This window comes from Pseudomonas sp. PIC25, from assembly GCF_002286785.1.
Classification (GTDB): Bacteria; Pseudomonadota; Gammaproteobacteria; order Pseudomonadales; family Pseudomonadaceae; genus Pseudomonas_M.
On sequence record NZ_MUJY01000090.1, the window covers coordinates 51,997 to 77,602 of the forward strand.

The window sequence follows — 25,606 nt, forward strand, 5'->3', positions numbered from 1 at the left end:
TCAGGTTTCCCTCGTCAGTGTGCGAACGTCGCTCAGATGGCCGCTGATCGCGGCGGCGGCCACCATCGCCGGGCTCATCAGATGCGTGCGGGCCCCGGCACCCTGGCGGCCCTCGAAGTTACGATTGGTGCTGGATGCGCAGCGATCGCCAGGCGACAGCACGTCATCGTTCATGGCCAAGCACATGGAGCAACCCGACTGCCGCCACTCGAAGCCGGCATCCTTGAAGATCTGCGCTAGGCCTTCGGCTTCCGCCTGATCGCGCACTTGGGTCGAACCGGGTACGATCATCGCGCGCACATTCGGAGCCACCTTGCGCCCTCGCACCACGCGTGCCGCGTCGCGTAGATCCTCGATACGGGCATTGGTGCAGGAGCCGATGAATGCATGGCTGATCGGAATGTCGACCAATCTGGTACCCGGTTCGAGCCCCATGTAGCGCAGGGCGCGTTGCAGATCCTGGCGACGGATCAGGTCGCTCTCCAACTCTGGATCCGGCACCCGCTCGCCGATTCGGGCCGCATGGTCGGGACTGGTTCCCCAGGTGACCATGGGCGCCAGTGCACTTGCGTCGAGTTGCACTTCCTTGTCGAACCGTGCGCCTGGATCGGTATGCAGCTCTTGCCATTTTTCCACCGCCTGATTCCATAGCGCGCCCTTGGGCGCGCGGGGCTTGTCCTTCAGGTAGGCATATACCTTTTCATCCGGGGCCATGAACGCGCCTCGTGCCCCGGCCTCGACCGCCATGTTGCAGATGGTCATGCGCGCCTCGACGCTCAAGGCATCGATGGTGGGGCCGGCAAACTCGATGGCGTACCCCGTCGCGCCGGAGGCTCCGATGCGCTGAATCAGCGCCATGATGATGTCTTTCGACGTGACGCCCGGTCCCATTTCGCCAGACACGGTAACCCGCATGCTGCGGAGGCGTTTGTAGACCAGGGTCTGGGTGGCGAGCAGATGCTCGATCTCCGAGGTGCCGATGCCGAACCCAAATGCACCCAGCGCTCCGTAGGTCGTGGTGTGACTGTCGCCCGCTGCGACCACCATGCCGGGCAAAATGAAGCCCTGCTCGGGCGCAACGACATGCTCGATGCCCTGGCGCTTGTCCAGCACGTCGAAAAGCTCGATGCCGAAGTCCCGGCAGTTCCTTTCGAAGTAGGACACCTGTAGCGCACCGCCGGCATCCGGCATGGCGGCTACACGCTCCGGGGTGGTCGGGTTGACGTGATCCACTACGCACAATACGGAGGATGGCCGCCACAGGATTCTCCCTGCTTCCCTTAGACCGCTGAAGGCCTGTGGGCTGGTGTATTCGTTGGCAACCTGTCGGTCGATATAGAGCAGCACATGCCCTTGGTCATCCAGTTTGCAGACCGTATGGGACTCGATGTGCTTTTCGTAAAGCGTGAGCGGGCGTGGCATCGCAATTCTCACCGCTGATTGTTTGTGCGAAATCGGCTGATTCCCGGTGCAGAAACAATCAGGCAGGCGAGCCTGCAGGTTCAATGGCAGATACCGAAACAGGTGATTCACAAATCGTGTTTAGCCAACGGTTTTATGGCTATGGATGTGGCACGGCCAGCCGCGCCGCCAGCCTAGATCCGCATAAGGCCGATGTAAGTATTTTGACCATATATGGATGAAATTTGTACAGATTTACTCTGATTTGATGCCTAACTATATTCTCGTAGACCTTTGCTGCTGGCCGTCTACATCGGACCTTCCAGCGCATTGTCGCTCCCACGATCAGAGACTTTCTTCCATGACACATCGCCGTTTGGTTCTTCTCGCTGTTGCGTTACCGCTTGCCGCCCAAGCCGACGAAAGTGGATTTCGATCCGTCGGTTTGGGCTTATCCGTCTCGCAAGGGATCTATGCCGGTGAGGATCGCTCCGTGTCGCTGCTGCCACTATTGCATTATGAGAGCGAACGTCTTTTCGTGCGGGGGCTGACCGGTGGTATGCACCTGTACCAGAACGAGGGTTTCGGCCTGGATGCGATAGTTGCCGGTCGTTTCGACGGTATCGACGCTGACGATTTCGGCCGTGACGAGTTGCTCGAGAATGGAATAGATCGCGATCTGCTGGAAGATCGTGACAATGGCCTGGACCTTGGCCTTCGGGCGACCTGGAGGGGCGCTGCCGGTGAACTGCAGGCCAGCGCCCGGGGCGATATCAGCGGGGCCAGCGATGGCTACGAATTGTCTCTCGAGTATGGCTACCCCTTTTCCGTGGCCGGTGCCGAGGTAACGCCATCGTTAACGATGAGCTACTTATCGGACAAGCTCGCGAACTACTACTACGGCACCCTAAGCGAGGAAGAGGCTCGCGGTGTATCCCGATACCGTCCCGGTAGCGCCTTCGTTCCGGGCGTGGCGCTCAGCGTAGCGAAACCACTGGGTGAACGCTGGCTGCTCAATGCCGAGGCGAGCTACCAGAGCCTGCCAGACCGGATCACTGATAGTCCGCTGACTGAAGGGGACTCCGGTGTGTTTGGCGTCAAGGTAGGGCTTTCGTGGGTTTTTGACTGAGGATAGGGACAGACCAAGCCAGCATTTTCGCCAGTGCCAGAGTCCTCCCTTAGCCCTTTGGTCTGTCCAGGTCGCGGAGCCAAACTCAAAAAGCCCCAGGTGAAAACCTGGGATTTTTGAGTTTGGCCTTGGGATTCCTGTCAGGTCTTCGGCGAGGCATAGCCGTCCGCTGTAAGGTTGCGAGGCTTCGGGCATGAATATCCTCGATTACTTGCTTGATAACGAGGGCTGAAATGGACGAGTACCCGGTCGATCACTGAGCAGACGAGGCTCGGCCGCTTCAGTGGTCTGCCCCCAGTTGTTGAGAGATATCAACCGGTTGCTGCTGTGTCTGCAGGTGTTCTGTTTCGCGCAGGTATGTGCTCAGGCCATCGCAACTGGCAGACCACTCGCACAGCCACTGGGGCAACGGCGGTGATTGTTCTTCCAGGCCGAGTTCGCGGGCGAATTCGGCAGGTGCGACATTACCCTTGGGCCCGCGGAACAGCCCGCGCATGGTCACCACTCCGATCACCCGATGATCCTTGACGAAGCGATGCTCGATGAAGCTCCACTTGTCGTCCCAGCCAAGCATGCGCGTGTGGATTTCGAAGCGCTCGAACAGCTTCAGCTCGCGGCGGAACTTGCCCCACACATCGCCGACGATGGGCAGGGCGCGGTGCCGAAGCGCCACGCGAAAGGCGCCACTGCGTAGCACGTAATCCATACGGCCGACATCGGCCAGGGTGAAGTAGCGGCCGTTGGTGACGTGTCTGTTGAAGTCCAAATCCAATGGCCACACGCGCAACGCGATTACCGTGGTGGCGAGCCCGGGCACTGGTCTGTGCCAGGGGCGGCGCAGCAACATCAGCAAAAGGCGAAACCATAGGTTCATGCGACAAACACCTGTTTGAATGACGGCGTCGCAGTCTAAGTGGGACGCCTGAGGTAAGGTAGATGCAGAAGTGACCAATATCATGCTGATTGCGCAATAAGGCTCACTATGCACATAACGCTTCTATTAGCCGAACACAGCTCGCTCGCTACTGCCGCGCTGGTGCTTGAGGTGTTGGATGCGGCAAACCGCTTCGCTGCGCCTGCCACTGCACCTTTTGCCGTGAGCGTGGCGTCATTGGATGGGCAGCCTGTGGGCAATCCTCTAGGTCGTGCCATGCCAGTGGACGTAGCACTCGATGCGCTCGAGCGAACCGATCTGGTGCTGATTCCCGGCTTTCTCTTCAGCTTGCGTGAGGCCCTGCCAACCTTCCAGCGCTACTGCGCCTGGTTGCGCCACCAGCACCAGCAGGGAGCGGTCATCGCGTCGATGTGTACCGCTACCTTCATGCTTGCCGAAGCAGGTTTGCTGGATGGCGTCGAGGCCACCACCCACTGGGCTTTTGCGGATCTTATGCGTCGCCGCTACCCGGCGGTTCGTCTGGATGAACGGCGCATTCTCTGCGAGGAGGGGCGCCTGATCAGCAGTGCTGGCGCGAGTGCGGCCATGGATCTGATGCTGCACCTGATTCGCCGGTTTGCCTCGCGTGAACTGGCGCAGCAATGCAGTCGCTACCTGCTGATCGACGATGTGCGCAACGAGCAGTCCGTCTACATCCGTTGGTCGATGCCTCGTGGCCATGGCGACGAGGCAGTGTCGCGTGTGCAGGAATGGATGGAGGCACACTTCGCCGAGCCCTGCGGCATCGACGAACTGGCCGTGGATTTCGGTTTCGGTGTGCGTAACTTCAAGCGCCGCTTCAAGGACGCCACTGGCTACAGCCCGCTGGCCTACCTTCAGGCATTACGTTTGGAAAAGGCCAAGCAATTGCTGGAAACCACGCGGCTGGGGTTCGATGTGATCACTAGCCGCGTGGGCTACGAGGACAGCAATTCATTCCGGCGTCTGTTCTGCCAGCGTGTCGGCATTTCGCCGGCGGCCTTTCGAAAGCGCTTTCGTTGCGCGCCCCAAGAGCGTGGCAAGCAAAGCCAGCAGGCTGGCCAAGGGTTGTGACAGCTTCTCCGACGATGCAGCAAATGCCTCGTTTTATACCCGTTCAGATCAGCCAGCGTTCTCATCTAGCTGTTTCGGGGTCGAACCGGAGGGGGCTTGACAGCCCTGGGATACTGAAAGCGGCACCGCGGCCAACGCGGTGCATTCCGTCACGACACAAAAGGAAGGTGCTCCCATGCGCAATGAAGAACTCAAAGCCTTGTTTGACCAGCAGGCTGCCGGTTATGACAAGCAATGGGCGGGGATGGCGCCCATTCGCGACGCCCTGTATTTCCTGCTCGACTCCCTCTTCGCAGGCTTGCCGGAAAATGCCCGGATACTTTGTGTCGGCGTGGGGACCGGTGCGGAGCTGGCTCACCTGGCGGAGCGCTTTCCCGGCTGGCGGTTCACGGCCGTCGATCCCTCGGGTGCCATGCTCGATATCTGCCGTCAGCGGGCCGCACAGGGCGGCTTCCTCTCGCGTTGTCGTTTTCACGAAGGCTATCTCGATACGCTGCCCGCCGAAGCCAACCACGACGGTGCTACCTGTTTTCTGGTGTCGCAATTTTTACTCGAACCGCAAGCGCGAATTGCCTTCTTCCATGAGATCGCCCGTCGGCTGTCACCGGGCGGAGTGCTGGCAAATGCCGACCTGGCCTCCGATACCGAGTCTCCCGCCTATGAGGCGTTGCTACGCGACTGGATGGCGCTGATGTCCTCAGCCGGCGTGCAACCGGAAATGCTGGAACGGGCCCGGGCCGCCTATGCCCGCGATGTGGCGATCCTGCCGGCGCCACAGGTCGCCGGCATCATCGAGGTGGCTGGGTTCGAGGCGCCGGTGCAGTTCTTTCAGGCTGGGCTGATGCATGGATGGCTCTGCACGCGGAAGGCAGACACTGATTGGAGTTAGTGGCGGCCTATTTTCGCTACGGGCCCATACCGTGGGGCGCGTGAGGCGAGTCCACCTGTGGGAGTCATCCGGCTGCCAGCCTGAGTACTTCCGATGGCCTCGGCTCTGACCGTTGCGCTTCGGCAGTACTGTTCCAAACGTGGTGGTTGCGGTCTTGATGAAGACAGCGCCAGCAGGCACTACAGCATCCGCTGGGCAATCACGCCCGCCAGGGCGACCAATACCAGTCCCCCCAGCAGCAGGCCCAGGCGCGAGCCGGATTTCTTCGCGCTGGCTGCCGATGCGGGCGGCTTGGGTGTCGAGACGCTTGCTGAGGCAGTGCGCAGGGGATTGGGCGTGGCCGGGCGGGGCGGCGTCGGCTGAGCGGCGGCAGCGGGCAGGTCGGCGGCGCGCATGAACACCGTGGCGTCCTCATCGACCGCTTCCGGCACGGCCACCTTGGGGCCGATGACCAGCAACCGGGTGTTGCCCAGTTGCACCAGGTCGCCCGGTTGCAGCACGGCGGCGATGACCTTCTGGCGGTTCACCTGGATGCCATTGGCCGAAGCCAGGTCCTTCACTTCAAGGTTGTCGCCCTTGAGGTAGAACTCGGCGTGCCGGCGCGACAGTTCCGGGTCGCTGAAGCACAGCTCGCACTTGACCGAGCGGCCGAAAGTCATCGAGCCGGTGATGTGGTACTTGTGGCCCTGGTTCTCGCCTTCTACCACCTGCAACAGCCAGCGCGGTGCGTTGGCTACCTTGGGACCGGTCCGGGCCGGGTCGTCGATGGTCAGCTCCAGCGTGCCCAGGCGCACGCGGTCGCCGGAGCGGATCTGATAGTGCTCGCCGATCTTCTCGCCATTGACGTAGGTGCCGCCGGGCGTGCCCAGGTCGGTCAGGTAGTAGAAGCGGTTTTCCTGGCGCAGCTCCGCATGGAAGGCGCCGACGCCGGGGGCGTCGAGCACCAGGTTGTTGCGGCTGTCCGCACCGAGGGTGAAGTGTTCATCGGCAAGCCAGACGGGGCCCTGGCGGTTGTCAACGAAGTGAATCCTGAGCATGTCTGCCTCTACCTTGGGCTGGCGAGGCGGATGGCCTCGCATCGGGTGTCACTGGAAGATTCGGTTCCACAGGCGCTTGATCGGATTGCTCTGTTCTTGCGCCGGTTGGCTGGCGGGGCGCGTGCTGCGCGTGGATGACGGAGCCGGTGCCCGTGTCGCCAGTTGGTTCGCGCGGGCTTGTGCCTGGGCCTGGGCGACGCGCCGGGCGTGGTCGTCGCGCAGCGCGAGCAGGGCTTGGTTGTCGGGTTCGACGTCGAGCCCTTGCTGGATATGCTCCAGCGCCTGGGTGTATTCGCGCTGCTGGTAGGCCGCTTCGCTGAAGTCGACATAGCGCTGGGCGATGCGATGGATGCCGTCGAGGGCGCCGGCATGGTCCGGCACCCAGCCGAGTACCTGGCGGTAGTAATAAAGCGCGCTATCCTCGACCGGCTCGATCAACTGGCCCTCGGCGAGCCGCGCTTCGGCCAACTCCAGGTATCCGGCGATGCGCGCCTCCAGAACCCGCTTCAAGCCCTCGATGGCCTGGGCGTTCTCGGTATCCAGGCGCAGGGCCTGGCGGAACCAGTAGTCGGCGTTGTCTTGCGCCGGCGTCACCAGCCTGCCGCTGACCAGGCTCTGCTCGGCACGGGCCAGGTAGTCATGGATACGATGCTGCTGATACAGCTTGAAGCCGCCCGCTCCCAGCGCCACAGCCAGCAGCAGCGTGGCGACCGTGGCGGTCAGCCAGCGTCGCACGGGGCGATGGGCGCGTGGTTTAGCCGATGGCTTAAGGGCTATGGCCGGCGCGATGCGAGTCATGTCCATGTCCGGCTCGGTAGCTTCCTCGATGGCCTCCAGCAGTTCCTGGCAGTTGGCGAAGCGCTCGTCGGGCTGCTTGGCCAGCATGCGTTCGAGCAGCGGCTGGTAGGCGGCGAGGGCTGGCGGCAACCGCGGCGGTGGCATCTGCATGTGGTTGAGCACGGTCTGCGGATAGCTGCCGGCACGGAACGGATTGGTTCCGGTGAGCATCTCGGCAAGGATGACGCCGAGGCTATAGATATCGCTGCGTCCGTCGAGCGGCTCGCAGCGCGCCTGCTCCGGGCTGCTGTAGGCCGGACTGCCGACGGCGACGCCGAAGTGCGTGAGTTCGTTGTCCAGCTCCACGGCCTTGGCCACGCCGAAATCGGTGAGCACCACGCTGCCGTCGTTGCGGAACAGGATGTTGGCGGGTTTCACGTCGCGGTGGACCAAACCGTTGTCGTGCACCACCGCCAGGCCGCCGGCCAACTGGCGGACGATATCCAGCGCCCGCGAGGGGGAGAGCACGGTGCCGCGGTACTGCACCAGGTCGCCGCCGCCGACGTACTCCATCGCCAGGTAATGGCGCCCATCGCCGATCTGGCCGATGTCGTAGATGGTGATGATGGCGGGGTGGTGCAGGGAGGCGATGATGTGCCCCTCCTGGATGAAGCGCTCGGTGAAGGCTTCGTCCTCGGTGTTCAGCAATACCTTGATGGCCACTTCCCGGTCCAGCGACAACTGGGTCGCCAGGTAGACTTCCGCCATGCCGCCCTTGCCCAGGCGTTTGTGCAGGCGATAACCGGGTATTTGCAGCGTCCTCTCCATGCCTCGTTCCTACGACTTGAAAGGTTTCAACAGCTTGTGGAAGAGCCCGTTCCGGGGTGGTTCGGCCGACGGCGGTGGCTGGCTGTGTCCGAGCACGATGCAGGAAATGTTGTCGCGGCCGCCATGCGCGTTCGCCTGTTCGATCAAGTGCTCGACCATCTCTTCCAGCGTCTCGGCGGCAGTGCACTGGGCATGGATCTGCGCTTCACTGAGCTCACCGGTCAGGCCGTCACTGCACAGCAGCAGCACCTCGCCGGCCTGCAGGGTGCCGCTCAGGAAACCCACTTCGAGCGCCTGGTCGCGGCCCAGGCATTGCAGGATGACGTTGCGCCAGCGGTGCGTCTGGGCTTCGGCGGGGTCCAGCTCGCCGGCGTCGATCATGGTCTGTACCCAGCTGTGGTCGCGACTGAGGGGCGCAATGCCGTCGGCAGTGACGCGGTAGGCGCGGCTATCGCCGACCCAGGCGAGTTCGAAGTCGGCGCCTTCGAAACGAACGGCGACGATGGTGGTGCCCATGCCGCCTTGCGCCGCCGCGTCGAGCACGGCGCGGTTGGCGCTGTGGACCGCGGACTCCAGCCGTTCGCCACGCCCGATCGCCTGCTCCAGCGCTGTCAATGCGAGCGCACTGGCGACCTCGCCGCACTGATGCCCCCCCATGCCATCGGCCACCGCCCAGAGGCCGAGCGCCGGGCAGCACAGCAGAGCGTCTTCATTGTGCTCGCGCATCCGCCCGGGTGAGGTGAGCCCGGCGAAATCCAGCAACGAGGAAGAAGCGATACGCAGCATGCAGGATGGTTCCTTGCTCCGGAGGCAGGACGATCGGAAAGGTGCGCAACATGATGCGGTCGGTCCGTGCCACTGTCATCGCTCTATCCCCTGACGAGATGGCAAATTGTTAACCAGTTGGCTTTTGGGACGAGAGGCACGACGGCTGGGGAGGCTGCCGGAGGTGCAATCGAGTCCCCATAAAAAAGGCCGCCCGTGTGCGGCGGCCAAAGCTCAGCGTTTCTCGAGGAGCCCCGGTCTTAGAAACTCGAAGCCCGGAGGAACCGCGGACTGGAGAACGATCCGCGGGTGCGAGCGGCGTCTACCCGGACAGCCCGACACAATTGGGCGATGACGCCGCTCGTACGGGAGGCCGTTCAGGCGCGTGCCGGGCGGCGCCCAGCGCATGGCCTTGGAAGCTGGCGCTTGGCGACCGATGCCGTGGATGGAGGTGCTGCAGCGATGACCTGAAAGGGCTGATTCATGACGTGTCCCAGGGGAGGGGGTGGGTGCGTCAAGCTTGTGCTGAAGGAATGGGTGAGTTAAAGCTATATTTACTTATGTTCATGTTAGGTAAAGCTCATTCATGCCCAAAAAGACGCCTCTGAGCCAAGTGAGCGATTTCGATCTGCGCTTGCTGCGGGTGTTCAAGACTGTGGCCGAATGCGGCAGCTTCGCGGCTGCCGAGGGGGCGCTGGGTATCAGCCGTTCGGCCATCAGCCTGCACATGAGCGACCTGGAGAAACGCCTCGGCATGCGTCTTTGTCAGCGGGGCCGGGCCGGTTTCGCCCTGACCGACGAAGGCCGGGAGGTGATGCGGGCGGGGGAGATGGTGCTGGTGGCCATCGAGAGCTTCCGCAGCGAGGTCAATCTCATGCACCAGCAGCTGCGCGGCGACCTCAACATCGGCATCGTCAACAACCTGGTGACCCAGCCCAGGATGCGCATCACCCGGGCGCTGAAAGCCCTGCGGGCGGAAGGGGCGGGTGTGAAGATCAATCTCAGCATGAGCACGCCGGGCGAAATCGAGCGCGGCCTGCTGGACGGGCGCCTGCACGTCGGCGCGCTGCCGTTGATCACGCCGTTGTCCGGCCTCGAATACAGCCTGCTCTACGAAGAGCGCTCGAACCTGTATTGCAGCCGCGAGCACTCGCTGTTCGCGCGGGCGGCCGAGGTCAGCAACGAAGACCTGAAGGCGGTGGATGCCGTGGTACCCAACTACCGCCTGACGGCCGAGGCGATCGGCCTGCACCAGTTGCTCAACTTCGCCGCCTCGGCCACGGACCGTGAAGGCATCGCCTTTCTCATCCTGACCGGCAGCTACATCGGTTTCCTGCCGGATCACTATGCGGCGGCCTGGGTCGAGAAGGGCTTGATGGCGCCCCTTGGGCCGGATCGCCTGTTCTTCGACGCCAAGCTGGCCATCGCGACCCGCAAGGGCCGCCGGCAGAATCTGATCCTGGAACGTTTTCTCGACGCTCTGGAACGCACGCGCTAGCTCTCTTTCCCTCCCGTTTCCGCAACGGTCGGCCGGTCACTGGACCTGCCGACCCGTTGGTCATCGTCCGGAAAAAAATCGCATCGACATGTTGACAGTCTGTTTTGTCTGGTCCTAGTCTGCATGCAGCGCTGCACACAAGACGGCACGCAAAAGCGCAAAATCGAAAGCTTGTACTTCTGCCTACAAAAACAACTACGGTGAGGTTCAAAATGGCTAGGTTCTTTTCCCGCTCTATCCGCAATGTGATCGCTTGCGCCACGGCACTCGGTGCCTTGCTCTCCCAGGCCCCCGCCCAGGCGGCCGAAACGCAGATCTGGAAAGACATCCAAAGCGCCGGTGTGCTGCGCTGCGGGGCGGCCGTGGCGGCTCCCTACGTCATGCGTGACGTCGCGACCGGCCAGTACAGCGGCTATTTCGTGGACTTGTGTCGCGACTTCGGCGAGAAGGTGCTGAAGGTCAAGGTCGAATTCGTCGACACCAACTGGGACAACCTGGTGGCGGGCCTGCAGAGCGGCAAGTGGGACCTGGCCATGGCTCTCAACCAGACACCGGAGCGGGCCCTGGCAGTGTCCTTCTCGGCTCCGGCGACTGACTACCAAGTGTCCCTGCTGGTCAACAAGGACAACCCGAAGTTCAGCGGCGCCGGCAACAGCGTGGCCGATTACGACAAGGAAGGCGTCACCTTCGCCGTGATGTCCGGCACGGCGCAGGACAAGGCGATCTCCGCCGTGGTCAAGAAGGGCAAGATCATGCGCCTGCCCGGCATGGATGAGACCCGCCTGGCGGTGATGTCCCGTCGCGCCGATGTGCTGGTCGATGCCAGCGATACCAACCACCTCTTCGCCGTGGCCAACCCCGACTGGGCCAAGGAAGTCCTGCCCGAGCCGGCGCTCGCCAAGCAGGGTGTGGCCTTCGGCCTGCGCCGCGACGCCAGTGCCGCCGACCTGCAGGTGCTGAACATCTACGTCACCCAGCGCCGCGAGACCGGCGAGATCGACGCCCTGGTCGACAAGGCCTCCCGGCAGGCCAACGCCGTCGAAAAATCCGCCCAGTGATCTCTCGTTGACCCCGAGGGCTCCGCTTCGGAGCCCTCCCGGAGAAGCTCCTTATGAAAGTTCCCTATCTGGTGGCCGCCCAGCCACAGCCTGCGCTCGCTCCCGATTCGGCTACCGACCACTTCATCCAGCTGCGCAACGTCTGCAAATCCTACGGCGAGCAGCTGGTGGTGATGGACAACCTGAACCTGGACATGCGTGCCGACGATCGCCTGGTGATCATCGGCCCGAGCGGTAGCGGCAAGAGTTCGCTGCTGCGCGTGCTGATGGGCTTGGAAGGCATACAGGGCGGGACCATCCACTTCCAGGGCAAGCCGTACATCAACGGTGCCACCGTGCGCGGCAAGCCCCTGGACGAAAACCTGCGCACCCGGATCGGCATGGTGTTCCAGCACTACACACTGTTCCCGCATCTGTCGGTGTTGAGCAATCTGATCCTGGCGCCGACCAAGGTGCATGGCCTGTCCAAGGCCGAGGCCACCGAGCGGGCGCGGATGTACCTGGTGCGCCTGGGCCTGGAAAGCAAGCTGAACGCCTATCCCAGCCAGCTCTCCGGCGGCCAGAAGCAGCGCGTCGCCATCGCCCGCGCGCTGATGCTCGAGCCCAAGCTGATGCTGTTCGATGAAGTGACTTCGGCCCTCGACCCGGAGATGGTCATCGAGGTGCAGAACGTAATGATGCAACTGGCCGAGCAGAAGATGGCCATGATCATCGTCACCCACGACATGCACTTCGCCCGGCATATCGCGACCCGCGTGGTGTTCTGCGCCAACGGCAAGGTGGTCGAGCAGGGCCCGCCGGAACAAATCTTCACCCAGCCCAAGGAAGCCCGTACCCGCGAGTTTCTCGAAAAAGTCCTGCATCTGGACTGAGGGGTGAAATCATGAATTACCAATTCGACTTCCATTTCCTGAGCGGCAGTTCCGCTGCGCTCTGGGAGGGCCTGAAGGTCACCCTGGAACTGGCCCTGGTCTCCAACCTCATTGGCCTGGTCTGCGGCTTCGGCCTGTGCCTGATGGCGATGAGCCGGTGGTTCTTCCTGCGCTGGCCAGCCCAGTTGTTCATCGAGTTCTTCCGCTGCACGCCGGCTCTGCTGCAGATCGTCTGGTTCTTCTACTGCGTGCCGATGCTGTTCAACGTCTTCATCGATCCGGTTGCCATGGGTTTCCTGGCGCTGGGCCTGAATCTCACCGCGTTCAACGCCGAGGCCTACCGGGCCGGTGTCCAGGCGGTGCCGCGCGAGCACCTGGACGCCAGCGTCGCCCTAGGGCTGCGCCGCTGGCAGCGCACGCTGTATGTGGTGCTGCCGCAGGCTCTGCGCAGTGCACTGCCGGTGCTCATGACCAACGGCATCGGCACCCTGCAACAGAGCGCGCTGGTCGCCATCGTCGCGGTGGCGGACCTGATGTACGTGGGCAAAAGCCTGGCTACCGAGGCGTACCGGCCGCTGGAAACCTACTCGCTGATCGCTCTGATCTATTTCGCCCTGTCGCTGCCGATCGCCCAGTTGGCGCAGATCATAGAGCGGCGCCAGGACGCCGCGACCCAGCGCTGAGGAGAACCCCATGACCATCGACTTCTCCATCGTGTTGTCCTACTGGCAGGTGCTGCTCAAGGGCCTGTCGCTGACCATCGTCATCACTCTCGGTTGCGCCCTGATGGGCAGTCTCGCCGGCTTCCTGCTCAGCCTGCTGCGCGTCTCGCGGATCTGGGTGCTGGCGTTACCGACGAAGCTCTACGTGGAGTTCTTCCGCGGCACGCCGCTGTTGATCCAGTTGTTCTGGGTGTTTTTCTGCTTCCCGGTGGTGTTCGGGCTTTCCATCCCGCCCTATGTCTCGGTGGTGATCTCGCTGACGCTCTACATGGCCGCCATCACCAGCGAGACCTTCCGCGGCGCGCTGAAGTCCATCGCCGCCGAGCAGCACGATGCCTGCACCGCCCTGGGCCTGACCGCGCGGGTCAAGGTGCTCTACGTGATCTTCCCGCAGGCACTGCTGCGGGCGATTCCGCCGCTGCTGTCGAACGTGGTCAGCCTGTTCAAGGAGAGCGCATTGATTTCCTCGGTGGGCATCGCCGACCTGATGTTCGTCGGCCAGAACATTTCCAACAGCACGGCGCGACCGGTCGAGTTCCTCTCTGCGGTCGCCGTCATCTATTTCCTCGTGGCCTTCCCGCTGACTCGTCTGGTCGGCGTGATCGAAGCCCGCATGCTCCGGCGCTACGCCTATTAACCCCAAGCCCTACCGGCCCCCATCTGGAGATAACCCATGCAACTGAAAGGCATCCTGCCCGCCCTCGTCACTCCCTTCGACAAATCGGGCGCGGTCGATCACGACACCCTGGCCTCCATCGTCGAGTACCAGTTGAAGGCTGGTGTCAGCGGTTTCGTTCCGCTGGGTTCCACCGGCGAGTATTACGCGCTGACCAACGAAGAGCGCCGCCAGGTGATGGCGACCGTGAAGGAGGTGGTGGGCGACCGTGGCGTGCTCATCGCCGGTGCCAACGGCTCCTGCACCCGCGAGGTGCTGGAGCAGGTGAAGCAGACTGTCGATGCCGGCTACACCAACCTGCTGATCGCTCCGCCGTACTACGCCCTGCCGTCCCAGGAAGAGCTGCTCAGCCACTACAGGACGATTCTCGACGCGTTCCCGGAAATCAACGTGGTGCTTTACAACTACCCGGTGCGGACCAACGTCGAGGTCGGCATGGGCGTGGTCGAGGCGCTCAAGGACCATCCGCGTGTCATCGGCATCAAGGAAAGCAGCGGCAATCTGCTGCGCGCCATCGAGATCGGCAACAACTACAAGGGCAAGATCCAGCTCTCCTGCGGTTCCGACGACCAGGCGCTGGACTTCTTCCTCTGGGGTGCCACTAGTTGGATCTGCGGGCCGGCCAACATCTTCCCGGAGAAGGTGGTGGACTTCTACCGCAAGTATTCCGCCGGCGACCTGGCCGGTGCGCAGGATGTCATGCGCAACCTGTTCCCGATCATGGCCAATCTGGAAAGCGGCAAGTTCGTACAGAAGGTGAAGTACGGCTGCGAACTGGCGGGCTTCGAGGCCGGTAACGCCCGTGCGCCGTTGCTGCCGCTGACCGACGAGGAAAAGGCCGAGTTCCGCAAGGTGTTCGAGGCTTCTCAGGCGTGATGTCCTTCCGCTGCCGGCCTGGCGAGAGGCCGGCAGCGACGACGAGAGAACAGACATGACCAGGCACAGCTTCACCTGTATCGAAGGCCATACCGAAGGCATGCCCGTCCGTATGGTCGTAGCCGGCGCCCCTGAACTGTGCGGCGCGACGATGAGCGAACGACGCCGGCACTTCGTCGAGGAATACGACTGGATTCGCCGCGCCTTGCTGCTCGAACCGCGTGGCCATTCGCATATGTCGGGCACGATCTTCTATCCGCCCATCAGCGATGACGCGGATCTCAGCCTGTTGTTCATCGAAACCTCGGGATGTCTGCCGATGTGCGGGCACGCCACCCTCGGCTCGATCACCTTCGCTCTGGAGTCCGGGCTGGTGACGCCGCGGCAGCCCGGGCAGGTGGTGGTGGACGTACCTGCCGGGCAGATCCGGGCCACCTACGAGTGGCAGGGCGACAAGGTCTCCTCGGTTCGCTTCACCAACGTGCCGAGCTTCCTGCTGTACCGGGACGTGCAAATCTACCTGCCGCAGTTGGGCAAGCTGACACTCGACATCGCCTACGGCGGCAACTTCTATCCGATCGTCGATATTCAAGCCAACTACGGCGGCTGCGGACACTTCACCTCCGGGCAATTGCTCGAATGGGGCAGGGAAGTGCAGCGCCTGGTAAATGCCACCTTCGAGATCGTGCACCCGGACGATGCCTCGATCCACGGCGTGAAGCATTGCATGTGGACCGGCTATCCCTTGTCGCCGGATTCCGATGGGCGCAGCGTCGTGATCGCCGGGGCAGACCTGGTCGACCGCTCTCCCTGCGGGACCGGGACATCGGCACGGGTCGCCCAGCGTTTCGCCCGGGGATTATTGAGGGCGGGAGCGGCATTCCGCCATGAAAGCATCATCGGTAGCCGCTTCACCGGTCGGGTAGAGGCCACGACTATGCTCTCGGACGGTACGCCGGCCATTCTTCCCAGCGTCGAGGGTCGTGCCTGGATCACGGGGCGCGCGGAGTTGCTGGTGGATACCGGGCAGCCGTTCTGGGATGGATTCTTACTGAGTGATTTCACTGCAAACGGTCGCGGGAAGGTATCGGATGAGCCCCATGCAAACGCTTGAGAAAGAAAAGGCAGTCGTCATCGGCGGTGGCATCGTCGGTGTCTGCTGCGCCCTGTACCTGCAGCGCGAAGGCTACCGGGTCACCCTGGTCGACCCGGCTGCCCCCGGCGACAGCACGGCCAAGTGGAGCTGCGGGCAGATGGCGGTGAGCGAGGTCATCCCGCTGTCGAAGCCCGGCATCCTGAAGAAGATTCCCGCCTGGCTGCTCGACCAGAAGGGCCCGCTGGCCCTGCGCCCCAGCGCCTTGCCGGGCATCCTGCCGTGGTTCCTGCGCTTCGTCGCCAATGCCCGTCATTCGAAGATCGTCGAGATCGCCCAGGCGATGACGACCCTGACCGAGAACGTCTACGAGGACTACGCCCCGCTGCTGGAAGCCTGCTCGGACAAGAGCCTGCTCGGCGACCGTCCGATCATCGAGGTCTTCGAGTCGGCGGAGGGCGTGGTTCACGAGCGGCCCCATCTGGAATTGCGCAAGTCCCTGGGGTTCAGCTCGGAAGAACTGGATGCCTCGGACATCGCCGAGCTGGAGCCGAGTCTGGCCGGCAAGTTCAAGAGTGGTTTGTTGTTTCCGGACTGGCGTGCAGTCAGCGATACCGAGGGTTTCATCGCTGCCCTGACCCGGAGTTTCATCGAGCAGGGCGGGGTGCGTATCCGCGAGCAGGCGAAGCGGATCGACAGTGTGGGCGACCGCGCCACCGGCGTCCTGCTTGCCAGCGGCGAGCGTATCCCCGCCCAGCAGGTGGTGGTGGCCGCGGGGACGGGTTCGCGCCAGTTCTTTCCTCAGTTGGGCGTGAACATTCCGCTGGCCGGCATCGCCGGCTACCAGGTGGTCCTGCCGAACCCCGGCGTCGAGATCCGCCACTCGGTGATCTACGCCGACGGCGGTTTCTGCTTCGCCCCCATGACCCGTGGGTTGCAGATCGGCGGCACCATCGAATTCGCCGGCGCCAACGCCGAACCCAACTTCAAGCGCGCCGACATCATCCTGGAAAAGGCCCGGCGCATCCTGCCGGAGCTGCAGGTCGGGAATCTCGAATACGGCGTGGGCTACCGGCCGTTCCTGCCGGATACCAAACCGGTCATCGACCGTTCTCCGCAACTGACCAACGCCTACATGGCGTTCGGCCACGGCCAGCTCGGGCTGACCCTCGGCGCCACCACCGGGCGCCTGATCGCCGATCTGGTGGCCGGCCGACCCAGCGCCCAGGACCTGGTGCCCTTTCGCGCCAATCGTTTCGCTTTCATTGGAGGACTCGCATGAATTCGTATGACCAGCTCTACATCGATGGCCAGTGGGTGACCCCAGCCAAGGGCGGCACTTTCGAGACCGTCGACCCGAGCAGCGAAACCACGGTCGCCTGGGTCGCCGCCGCCACCGCGGAAGACATCGACCTGGCGGTGCAGGCCGCCCGCCGCGCCTTCGACGAGGGCCCTTGGCCGCAAATGAGCGGCACCGCCCGCGCCGCTGTGTTGCGTCGGATCGCCCAGGGCATCCGCAGCCGCCAGCAGGAACTGGCCGAGCTGGAAGTGCGCGACAACGGCAAGCCGTTGCCCGAGGCCCTGTGGGACATCGGTGACACCGCCGGCTGCTTCGACTTCTATGCCGACCTGGCCGAAGACCTCGATAGCCAGCAGGAACAATCCGTGACCTTGGCCGACGAGCGTTTCAGCTCGGTGGCTCGCAAGGAGCCGGTCGGCGTCGCCGGGGCCATCATTCCCTGGAACTTCCCCATGCTGATGGCCGCCTGGAAAGTCGCCCCGGCGCTGGCTGCGGGTTGCAGCATGGTGTTGAAACCCTCCGAACTCACTCCGTTGACCGCCCTGGAACTGGCACGCATCGCCGACAAGGCCGGCTTGCCCGCCGGTGTGCTGAACGTAGTGCCGGGCTTCGGTGCGGACGCCGGCGCGCCGCTGGCCGAGCACCCCGGCATCGACAAGCTGGCCTTCACCGGCAGCGTGCCGACCGGCAGCCGGATCATGCAGGCCGCCGCCAGGGACATCAAAAACATCAGCCTGGAGCTGGGGGGTAAATCGCCGTTCATCATCTTCGCCGACAGCGATATCGAAGCCGCCGTCGAATGGATCATGTTCGGCATCTTCTGGAACCAGGGCCAGGTCTGTTCCGCCACTTCGCGGGTGCTGGTCCAGCGCGACCTCTACGAACCGCTACTCCAGCGCTTGAGGGAAGAGGCCGGGAAGGTCCGCATCGGCAACGGCCTGGAGGACGGCGTGCTGCTCGGCCCGCTGGTCAACAAAAGCCAGTACGACAAGGTCCTGGCCGCCATCGCCCGCGGCCAGGAGGAGGGCGCGCAACTGGTTACGGGCGGCAGCCGTCCGGCTGGCTTCGACAAGGGCTTCTACCTGCAACCGACCGTTTTCGCCGACGTGCCGGAAGACAGTTGGATCTGGAACGAGGAAATCTTCGGCCCGGTGGTGTGCGTGCGTCCGTTCGATAACGAAGCCGAAGCCCTGCGTTCGGCCAACGATTCGCGCTTCGGCCTGGCCGCGGCGGTAATGTCCCGCGATCTGGCGCGCTGCGAGCGGGTCGCCCGCAAGCTGCGTGCCGGTATCGTCTGGATCAATTGCTCGCAACCGACCTTCACCGAGGCGCCCTGGGGCGGCTACAAGCAAAGCGGCATCGGCCGCGAGCTGGGTGAATGGGGCCTGAACAACTACCTGGAAACGAAGCAGATCACCCGCTACGACAGCGAGCAGTCCTGGGCCTGGTACATCAAGTGAGGTAACCGCCATGCGTTGGAAGAAGACACTGCAACTGGTGGACGTCCACTGCGAAGGTGAGATTGGCAAGGTCATTACCGGCGGTGTGGTCGGCATTCCCGGCGAGACCATGCTGGACAAGATGAACTACATCAACGAGGTCGACGACAGCCTGCGTCGCCTGGTGGTGCTGGAGCCGCGGGGCTGCCTGCAGATGTCGGTGAACCTGCTGCTGCCGCCGACCCGCCCGGAGGCCCAGGCGGGCTTCGTCGTGCTGCAGGCCGACAAGGCCCATCCCATGTCCGGCAGCAACTGCATCTGCGTGGTGACCGCCTTGCTGGAGCTGGGCATGCTGCCGATGCAGGAGCCGGAGACCACCGTGGTTCTGGATACGCCTGCCGGCCTGGTGACGGCGCGTGCACGCTGCGCGGACGGTCGCTGCTTGAGCGTGTCGCTGGACATGGTGCCGTCGTTCGTCGAGCACCTGGACGTGGCCATCGAGACGGAGGCGTTCGGTACCATCAAGGCCGATATCGCCTTCGGCGGCGTGTATTACGCTCTGATCGATGTGGAGCAGGTGGGACTGAGCATCGCCCCCGAGCATGCCCGAGAGTTGGCCGACACTGGCGTGGCGCTCAAGGAAGCGATCAACCGCCAGATCAGCGTCCGGCATCCGTTGTTCGAGGCGCTGGACGATGTTGCCTACGTGATGTTCCGCAACCGCGTCGATGACAGTACCTACCAGACCTGCACCACACTGCCGCCGGGCCGCGTGGACCGTTCTCCCTGCGGCACGGGTAGTTCGGCGAATCTCGCCACCCTGGCGGCGCGCGGCCTGGTGGAAGTGGGCGACCAACTGGTTTCCCGCTCCACCATCAATGGCGAGTTCCAGGTGCAGTTGCTCGGCCGCACCGATGTCGCGGGACGGCCCGCCGTGCTGCCACGGATAACGGGACGCGCCTGGATCTACGGTATCCAGCAACTGGGTGTCGACCCGGACGATCCACTGGCGGAAGGCTTCATGCTCAGCGACACCTGGGGGCCGGCGTTTCCCCAGTAAAGGGAGCAGTTGCAAAGGGCGGGCTCCGGCCCGCCGATCCAACGAGAGGCATGCCATGGGCGTAGTGACGATGGAAGCGGAAAGCAGCGTGCGGCGACATGGCGGACGCTACATCTATGAAGAGCTGCGCAAGCAGATCCTGACCCTCCAGCTCAAGCCGGGCGCCCAGTTGGACGAGGTGTCCCTGGCCGCCCAGTTCGGGGTGTCCCGCTCGCCGGTGCGCGATGCCTTGGCTCGCCTGATCAGCGAAGGATTGGTGACCATCCTGCCGAACCGCACCACGCTGGTGACGCCGTTCGAGATCGAAGAGTTTCCCCACTACATCGCCGCCCTGGACTTGACCCAGCGCGCGGTGACCCGCCTGGCCGCAGTGAACCGCACCGAACAGGAACTGGAGCGCATCCGGGAGGCGAACGTCGCTTATGTCGAAGCGCTGGGCTCGGGCAATTTCCAGGACATGTCCGAGCTTAACAAGGCCTTCCACCTGGAAATCGCCCGGGCCGGGCACAACCCCTACCTCACCCGCTATTACGAAAAGCTGCTGGGGGAGGGCCAGCGCCTGCTGCATCTTCACTTCGATTTCATCGTCAGCTCGCAGAGCCTGACCAGGCCGGAGCAGGATCACGACGAGATCGTCCAGGCCATCGCGAACAGGCAGGCGGATGCCGCGGAAGAAGCGTCCCATGTGCATACGCTGCTGTTCCGCGACCGCTTCCTGGAGTTCATGAAGCAGAATATGACCAAGAGCGTTTCGATTCTGTAGCCGGCCCGGCAGCCGGGCGTGGAACTATCGATAGGCACTCCCGGAAGAGCTGCGTTACTCTCTTCGACCAGATTCACGCCCAGGCGGGCAGGGCGATTCGCAGAGAGTTTTCGATGAGCAACGATGCAGTAGAGCCAGAAAGTAACGGTCGTCGTCACGGCGGTCGCTATATCTACGAAGAGCTGCGCAAGCAGATCCTCACCCTCAAGCTGAAGCCGGGCGCTCCGCTGGACGAAGTGTCCCTGGCGACCCAGTTCGGCCTTTCCCGCTCGCCGGTGCGCGATGCTCTGGCCCGGTTGATCACCGAGGGGCTGGTGACCATCCTGCCGAACCGCACCACCCTGGTCACGCCGTTCGAGATCGAGGAGTTCCCGAATTACGTCGCGGCGTTGGACCTGATTCAGCGCGCGGTCACCCGGCTGGCGGCGTTGCAGCGTACCGACGAGGAAATGGCGCGGATCCGTGCCGCGGAGAATGCCTATATGGACTCGATCAGCAAGGGCGATTTCCAGGCGATGACCGAGCTGAACAAGGCGCTGCACCTGGAAATCGCACGGGCCGGCAAGAATCCCTACCTGACCGGCTACTACGAGAAACTCCTCGGCGAAGGCCAGCGCCTGCTGCACCTGCACTTCGATTTCATCCTCAATACGGCCAGTTCCTCCGGGCTGGGCCGCGACCATGAAGACATCGTCGAAGCCATCGCCGCCCGCGATGCCGACGCCGCCGAAAGTGCCGCTCACGAGCACACCCTGCTGTTCCAGCGAAGATTCCTCGATTTCATGCAGCAGAACCTGACGTCGCAGATGCGGATTTCCTAGCCCTGAGCCCGGCGGGCCGGAGCGAAGCAGCGTCCTGCTGCCCCAACGGCCACGTCCCAGCGGGTAACCCGCCGCCTCAGCCGGGTGGGCGAATATGGGCGTTCTTTCGGTGCCTTTGCTCGACGACGGGCATGACGCCATTAGCACCGATGCTGGCGAATAGCTGTACTATGGGTCAGGAATATTTCTCATTGCTGTTTGCATTGGTTTCGCATGCCTGATTCCGCCTCTTTCGCCGCCCGTATCCTTGCCGTCGAGGATGACCTCGTTTTCGCCCACCATCTGCTCGATCACCTGCGGGGCACCGGTTATGCCGTCACCCACAGCCAGGACGGCAGCGAAGGGCTGCACCTGGCAGAGACGGAAGACTTCGACCTGATCCTCATGGATATTTTGCTGCAGGGTACCAATGGCCTGGATGCATTGCAGCGCTTGCGCCGCCGCCGGGGAGTGCCGGTGATCCTGATGTCGGCGCTGGGTGGCGAACAGGACCGCATCGCCGGGTTCAGCCAGGGGGCCGACGACTACTTGCCGAAGCCCTTCAGCCTGGGTGAGTTGGAGGTGCGCATCGAGGCCATTCTCCGCCGCGTCGCCTATGAGCGGCGCAGCCATGCGCCGGTTGTCGGCGGGGACGGGCTGCAATTCGACGAGGGCCGTCAGGATGTGGCGCTGAACGGACGCTGGGCCGGGCTGACGCCCAGCGAATACCGCGTGCTGGAGTTGCTCTGGCGGCACCCGGACGAGACGCTGAGCAAGCCCTTTCTCTATCAGCAGGCGCTGTGCCGGGCCTATGCCGCCCATGATCGCAGCCTGGACATGCATGTCAGTCATGTTCGCCGCAAATTACAGACGGTGGGGTACACCCAGGGACGCCTGGCTACCGTCTGGGGCAAAGGCTATGTGATGGCCCGGGGTGAGCGATGAAGTTGCCGGGCAGCCATTCGTTGTTCTGGCGCCTGGCGCTGCTGCAGGTCGGCTTCTGCGTATCGATTATCTGGCTCACCCATTCCTGGGCCGAGTACGTCGATCAGCGCAGCTATTTTCTGACACCTGCCGCGCGCGAGCAGTTGTCCCGCTACGCCGAAGAGGCGGAGCGGGCCTGGCGTTCCGCTGGGCGGACGGGGATCGACCGCTGGCTGGCGGAATTCGGCCGGGACGAGTCGAGCTGGGCGGCGGTGGTCGGGCCTGACCTGCGTTCCTTGGGCAGCCGGCCGCTGCTGGACAGCGAGTATGCCAACCTGACCTTCATGCGCCGCATCGACTGGCCGATGAGCCGGCGCATGACGGACCTGCCCCATGTCAGCCTGCCGTTTCCCGAAGACCCGGAGCAGGGACGCCTGGTGGTGCAGCTTCCCGAGCGCTTCCTTCCCAGCGGTTCCGACCTGCGCATCCAATTATTCATCAATGTTCTGGTGCCCGGCCTGCTGGCCCTGTTGCTCTGTGGCTTGATCTACCGCCAGTTGAGCCGGCCGCTGGCGCATCTGCGGGCCCAGGCCAACGCCTTGCGCGGCGACCGCCTGGACGCGCGGGTCGCCGCCGAGGTGAGTGTCCGCCGCGATGAGCTGGGTGAGCTGGCGCGCGCGTTCGATCACATGGCCGGGCGTCTGGAGGGCACGGTGGCCTTCCAGCGCCAGTTGCTGCGCGATCTGTCCCACGAGCTGCGCACGCCGCTCAGCCGCCTGCGGGTCGCGACCGAGCGCGAAGCGGACATCGCCGATCTGCGCCAGCGCCTGGAGCACGAAGTGGCAGGTATGGAGAAACTGGTGGGCGATACCCTCGAACTGGTCTGGCTGGATACCGAGCGTCCGGCGCTGCCGCTTGAGGACGTGCAGGTTGCGGCGCTCTGGGAGCTACTGCGTGAGAATGCCTGCTTCGAAACCGGCTGGAGTCCCGTACAACTGCCCTGCGCACTGGGGCCGGAGTGCCGGGTACGCGGGCACCTCAACGGTCTTGCCCAGGCCGTGGAGAACATTCTGCGCAATGCCATCCGCCACTCGCCGCCCGGCGGCACGGTGCGCCTCGACGGACGTCGTGAGGAGGGCCACTGGCACCTGTGGGTCGAAGACCAGGGGCCGGGTGTCGAGCCGGATCAGCTGGAGATGATCTTCCAACCCTTCACCCGCCTCAGCGCGGCTCGACCGGGCAATGACGGCTTCGGTCTCGGCTTGGCCATCGCGCGCAGCATGGTGCGTCTGCAAGGCGGCGAGCTGTGGGCGGAGAATGCCTCGCCCGGCTTGCGCCTGCACCTGCGGCTGGCAATTGTATAGTTCGTAAATGAACTTTACTATCAAATGATAGTTAATATCATTTGGCGCGTTCCCGGCTGGCGACAGCGGGGCGCTGCCGGGGTTTCCTGCCGTTCGCAACGCTCCCGAATCCTCCCGTCATGCCGGTCCTTTCGATCTGCGGGAGATACAAGATGCAGCCGTGCTTCACACTCAGCTCACTGACCCTGGCCATGCTGGTCGCCACGTCGCCCTTGGCTCTGGCCGACGAGACGGCGGAGGGCGTCCTCAAGCTGAATGACACCTGGGTGCTGGGCACGGCCGAGGAAGAGCTGAAGCAGGCCCCCGGTGTGTCCATCATCACGGCGGAGGACATCGCCAGGCAGCCGCCAGCCAACGACCTCTCCGAGATCATCCGCCGCCAGCCGGGCGTCAACCTGACTGGCAACAGCACCAGCGGCAACCGGGGCAACAACCGCCAGATCGACCTGCGCGGCATGGGGCCGGAAAACACCCTGATCCTCATCGATGGCAAGCCGTCCGCCTCGCGCAACGCGGTGCGCTACGGCTGGAACGGCGACCGCGACACCCGTGGCGAGACCAACTGGGTGCCGGCCGAGCAGGTCGAACGCATCGAGATTCTTCGCGGCCCGGCTGCGGCGCGCTATGGCTCCGGCGCCATGGGTGGGGTGATCAACATCATCACCAAGCGCCCGTCGGACAAGCTGAGCGGTTCGCTGACCGCCTACACCTCGCTGCCGGAAGACGATGGCGAAGGCATGACCAAGCGCACCAACTTCAGCCTCAGCGGGCCGCTCGGCGAGCCGTTCGCCTTCCGCGTATACGGCGGCCTCAGCAAGACCGACGCCGACGACGCTGACATCAACGCCTCGCACCAGGCCAGCGACGGCACCCTGGTAGCCGGACGCGAAGGCGTGCGCAACAAGGACATCAACGGCTTGCTCAGTTGGCAGCTCAGCCCCGAGCACGCCCTCGAACTGGAGGCCGGCTACAGTCGCCAGGGCAACATCTATTCGGGCGACACCATGCTCAACAATGGGGGCGGCAACATCCCCTTCATCGACAGTCTGTACGGCCAGGAAACCAACGTACTGCAGCGCACCCACTACGCGCTGACCCATACCGGCCTGTTCGACTGGGGCAGTTCCAAGGCCTCGCTGGGCTACGACTACACCCGCAACTGGCGTCTCAACGAGGGGCTGGCCGGCGGCCCGGAAGGCGCGCCCAGCGAAGGGGCGGGGGCCTTCACCTCGCGGCTGCGCAACACCCGCGCCAGCGCCGAGGTCAACCTGCCGTTGAACGCTGGCTTCGATCAGGTGCTCACCCTCGGCAGCGAATACCTCTATGAGTCGCTAAACGACCCGGGCTCGCTGCGGGCGCAGAGCTGGGACACCGGCGCCATCGAGGGCTTCAGCCGGGGCGATACCAAGACCACTGCGCGCAGCTACGCGCTGTTCGCCGAGGACAACATCGAAGTGGGCGACAGGACCACCGTCACCCCCGGTCTGCGCTTCGACGATCACGAAACGTTCGGCGGCAACTGGAGCCCGAGCCTCAACGCCTCGCACGAGCTGACCGACGAGCTGACCCTGAAAGGCGGCATCGCCCGCGCCTACAAGACACCGAACCTCTACCAGTCCAATCCCAACTACCTGCTGTACAGCCGCGGCAACGGCTGCAATGCCGGCGAGGCCAACAGCGGCGGCTGCTATCTGGTGGGCAACGCGGACCTGGAACCGGAAACCAGCGTGAACAAGGAAATCGGCCTGGCGCTGGACAAGGGCTTCTGGCGGACCAGCGCGACCTACTTCCACAACGACTACCGCAACAAGATCGTCGCCAGCAACGAGTACCTCTATCGCCTGGGCAACGGTCGCCGCGTGCTGCAATGGACCAATACCGACGAGGCAGTGGTGGAGGGCGTCGAGGGCAACCTGTTCGTCGAACTGACCCCGCAACTGGACTGGAACACCAACCTCACCTACATGATCAAGTCCGAGGACAAGGAAACCGGCGAGCCGCTCAGCATCATCCCCGAGTACACCGTCAACACCACGCTGGACTGGCAGGCCAGCGAGCAGCTCTCGTTCCAGGTCAACGCCACCTATTACGGCAAGCAGGAGGCGCCGTCGCTCAACCTGCGCACCGGCCAGGAATACGACGACGAGGCGCAGAAGGACGTCGATCCCTACGGCCTGGTGGGAGTCAGCGCCGGCTATGCGTTCAGCAAGAACCTCAGCCTGCGGGTCGGCGTGAACAACCTGTTCGACAAGCGCATCTACCGCGAAGGCAACGCCAGTGACGCCGGCGCCTACACCTACAATGAGCCGGGGCGCGCCTATTTCGCCTCCGTCACCACCTCGTTCTGA

General features: G+C 63.8%; 23 protein-coding genes. 18 read left to right on the top strand and 5 right to left on the bottom strand.

Annotated elements, in window-relative coordinates:
* Nucleotides 1-1,422, bottom strand: coding sequence for a 3-isopropylmalate dehydratase large subunit (gene leuC, locus BZL41_RS11280; protein ID WP_095599382.1), 1,422 nt, complete (start codon nucleotides 1,420-1,422; stop codon nucleotides 1-3).
* 340 nt (nucleotides 1,423-1,762) lie between these two features.
* Here leuC and BZL41_RS11285 point away from each other — a divergent pair, with 340 nt between their 5' ends.
* A complete protein-coding gene (locus tag BZL41_RS11285; RefSeq protein WP_256578136.1) occupies nucleotides 1,763-2,530 on the top strand; it encodes a MipA/OmpV family protein in 768 nt (255 codons plus the stop codon).
* A 280-nt stretch (nucleotides 2,531-2,810) separates the two neighbouring features.
* Here BZL41_RS11285 and BZL41_RS11290 read toward each other — a convergent pair whose 3' ends face one another.
* Nucleotides 2,811-3,404 (bottom strand): thioesterase family protein, encoded by a 594-nt coding sequence (locus BZL41_RS11290; protein WP_095599384.1) that lies wholly within the window; start codon nucleotides 3,402-3,404, stop codon nucleotides 2,811-2,813.
* A 108-nt stretch (nucleotides 3,405-3,512) separates the two neighbouring features.
* On the opposite strand from BZL41_RS11290, the gene BZL41_RS11295 reads away from it, so the two are divergent.
* A complete protein-coding gene (locus BZL41_RS11295; RefSeq protein WP_095599385.1) occupies nucleotides 3,513-4,517 on the top strand; it encodes a GlxA family transcriptional regulator in 1,005 nt (334 codons plus the stop codon).
* Between the two features lie 175 nt (nucleotides 4,518-4,692).
* Entirely contained in the window at nucleotides 4,693-5,406 is a 714-nt protein-coding gene (locus tag BZL41_RS11300) for a class I SAM-dependent methyltransferase (RefSeq protein ID WP_095599386.1), read from the top strand.
* A 179-nt stretch (nucleotides 5,407-5,585) separates the two neighbouring features.
* On the opposite strand, the gene BZL41_RS11305 is transcribed toward BZL41_RS11300, so the two are convergent.
* Genes BZL41_RS11305 through BZL41_RS11315 form a run of 3 tightly spaced genes read right to left on the bottom strand, consistent with a single transcriptional unit; the run spans nucleotide 5,586 to nucleotide 8,834 of the window.
* On the bottom strand, nucleotides 5,586-6,443 hold the full coding sequence (locus tag BZL41_RS11305; protein WP_095599387.1) for an FHA domain-containing protein: 858 nt from the start codon (nucleotides 6,441-6,443) through the stop codon (nucleotides 5,586-5,588).
* Nucleotides 6,444-6,491: 48 nt separating this feature from the next.
* The gene (locus BZL41_RS11310; RefSeq protein WP_095599388.1) at nucleotides 6,492-8,048 is read right to left on the bottom strand and encodes a serine/threonine-protein kinase; all 1,557 of its coding nucleotides are present in this window, start codon (nucleotides 8,046-8,048) and stop codon (nucleotides 6,492-6,494) included.
* 9 nt (nucleotides 8,049-8,057) lie between these two features.
* A complete protein-coding gene (locus tag BZL41_RS11315; RefSeq protein WP_095599389.1) occupies nucleotides 8,058-8,834 on the bottom strand; it encodes a PP2C family serine/threonine-protein phosphatase in 777 nt (258 codons plus the stop codon).
* Nucleotides 8,835-9,399: 565 nt separating this feature from the next.
* Here BZL41_RS11315 and BZL41_RS11320 point away from each other — a divergent pair.
* The 15 genes from BZL41_RS11320 to BZL41_RS11390 all read left to right on the top strand — a co-directional run bounded on the left by BZL41_RS11320 (nucleotide 9,400) and on the right by BZL41_RS11390 (nucleotide 25,606).
* Nucleotides 9,400-10,311 (top strand): LysR family transcriptional regulator, encoded by a 912-nt coding sequence (locus BZL41_RS11320; RefSeq protein ID WP_095599390.1) that lies wholly within the window; start codon nucleotides 9,400-9,402, stop codon nucleotides 10,309-10,311.
* Nucleotides 10,312-10,523: 212 nt separating this feature from the next.
* On the top strand, nucleotides 10,524-11,369 hold the full coding sequence (locus BZL41_RS11325; protein WP_095599391.1) for a transporter substrate-binding domain-containing protein: 846 nt from the start codon (nucleotides 10,524-10,526) through the stop codon (nucleotides 11,367-11,369).
* Nucleotides 11,370-11,422: 53 nt separating this feature from the next.
* Nucleotides 11,423-12,241 (top strand): amino acid ABC transporter ATP-binding protein, encoded by an 819-nt coding sequence (locus BZL41_RS11330; protein ID WP_095599392.1) that lies wholly within the window; start codon nucleotides 11,423-11,425, stop codon nucleotides 12,239-12,241.
* Between the two features lie 11 nt (nucleotides 12,242-12,252).
* Complete coding sequence (locus BZL41_RS11335; protein WP_095599393.1) at nucleotides 12,253-12,924, top strand: amino acid ABC transporter permease; 672 nt, start codon at nucleotides 12,253-12,255, stop codon at nucleotides 12,922-12,924.
* Nucleotides 12,925-12,934: 10 nt separating this feature from the next.
* On the top strand, nucleotides 12,935-13,600 hold the full coding sequence (locus tag BZL41_RS11340) for an amino acid ABC transporter permease (protein ID WP_095599394.1): 666 nt from the start codon (nucleotides 12,935-12,937) through the stop codon (nucleotides 13,598-13,600).
* A gap of 36 nt (nucleotides 13,601-13,636) precedes the next feature.
* A complete protein-coding gene (gene dapA, locus BZL41_RS11345; RefSeq protein ID WP_095599395.1) occupies nucleotides 13,637-14,515 on the top strand; it encodes a 4-hydroxy-tetrahydrodipicolinate synthase in 879 nt (292 codons plus the stop codon).
* Nucleotides 14,516-14,570: 55 nt separating this feature from the next.
* Entirely contained in the window at nucleotides 14,571-15,629 is a 1,059-nt protein-coding gene (locus BZL41_RS11350) for a 4-hydroxyproline epimerase (RefSeq protein WP_095599396.1), read from the top strand.
* Nucleotides 15,616-16,890, top strand: a complete 1,275-nt coding sequence (locus BZL41_RS11355) for an FAD-binding oxidoreductase (RefSeq protein WP_256578137.1) — start codon at nucleotides 15,616-15,618, stop codon at nucleotides 16,888-16,890. The genes BZL41_RS11350 and BZL41_RS11355 overlap by 14 nt, the downstream gene beginning before the upstream one ends.
* On the top strand, nucleotides 16,887-18,368 hold the full coding sequence (locus tag BZL41_RS11360; RefSeq protein ID WP_095599398.1) for an aldehyde dehydrogenase family protein: 1,482 nt from the start codon (nucleotides 16,887-16,889) through the stop codon (nucleotides 18,366-18,368). The genes BZL41_RS11355 and BZL41_RS11360 overlap by 4 nt, the downstream gene beginning before the upstream one ends.
* A 10-nt stretch (nucleotides 18,369-18,378) precedes the next feature.
* Nucleotides 18,379-19,407 (top strand): proline racemase family protein, encoded by a 1,029-nt coding sequence (locus BZL41_RS11365; protein WP_095599399.1) that lies wholly within the window; start codon nucleotides 18,379-18,381, stop codon nucleotides 19,405-19,407.
* Nucleotides 19,408-19,462: 55 nt separating this feature from the next.
* Entirely contained in the window at nucleotides 19,463-20,170 is a 708-nt protein-coding gene (locus BZL41_RS11370) for a GntR family transcriptional regulator (RefSeq protein WP_174706157.1), read from the top strand.
* Between the two features lie 113 nt (nucleotides 20,171-20,283).
* Nucleotides 20,284-20,991 carry a GntR family transcriptional regulator gene (locus BZL41_RS11375; protein ID WP_095599400.1) on the top strand — a complete coding sequence of 236 codons (708 nt, stop codon included), beginning with the start codon at nucleotides 20,284-20,286 and terminating at the stop codon, nucleotides 20,989-20,991.
* A gap of 213 nt (nucleotides 20,992-21,204) precedes the next feature.
* A complete protein-coding gene (locus tag BZL41_RS11380; RefSeq protein WP_095599401.1) occupies nucleotides 21,205-21,915 on the top strand; it encodes a response regulator transcription factor in 711 nt (236 codons plus the stop codon).
* Nucleotides 21,912-23,258: a sensor histidine kinase gene (locus BZL41_RS11385; protein WP_095599402.1), complete on the top strand. Its 1,347-nt coding sequence runs from the start codon at nucleotides 21,912-21,914 to the stop codon at nucleotides 23,256-23,258. Before BZL41_RS11380 ends, BZL41_RS11385 begins: the two co-directional genes overlap by 4 nt.
* A 152-nt stretch (nucleotides 23,259-23,410) precedes the next feature.
* Nucleotides 23,411-25,606 (top strand): TonB-dependent siderophore receptor, encoded by a 2,196-nt coding sequence (locus BZL41_RS11390; RefSeq protein WP_095599403.1) that lies wholly within the window; start codon nucleotides 23,411-23,413, stop codon nucleotides 25,604-25,606.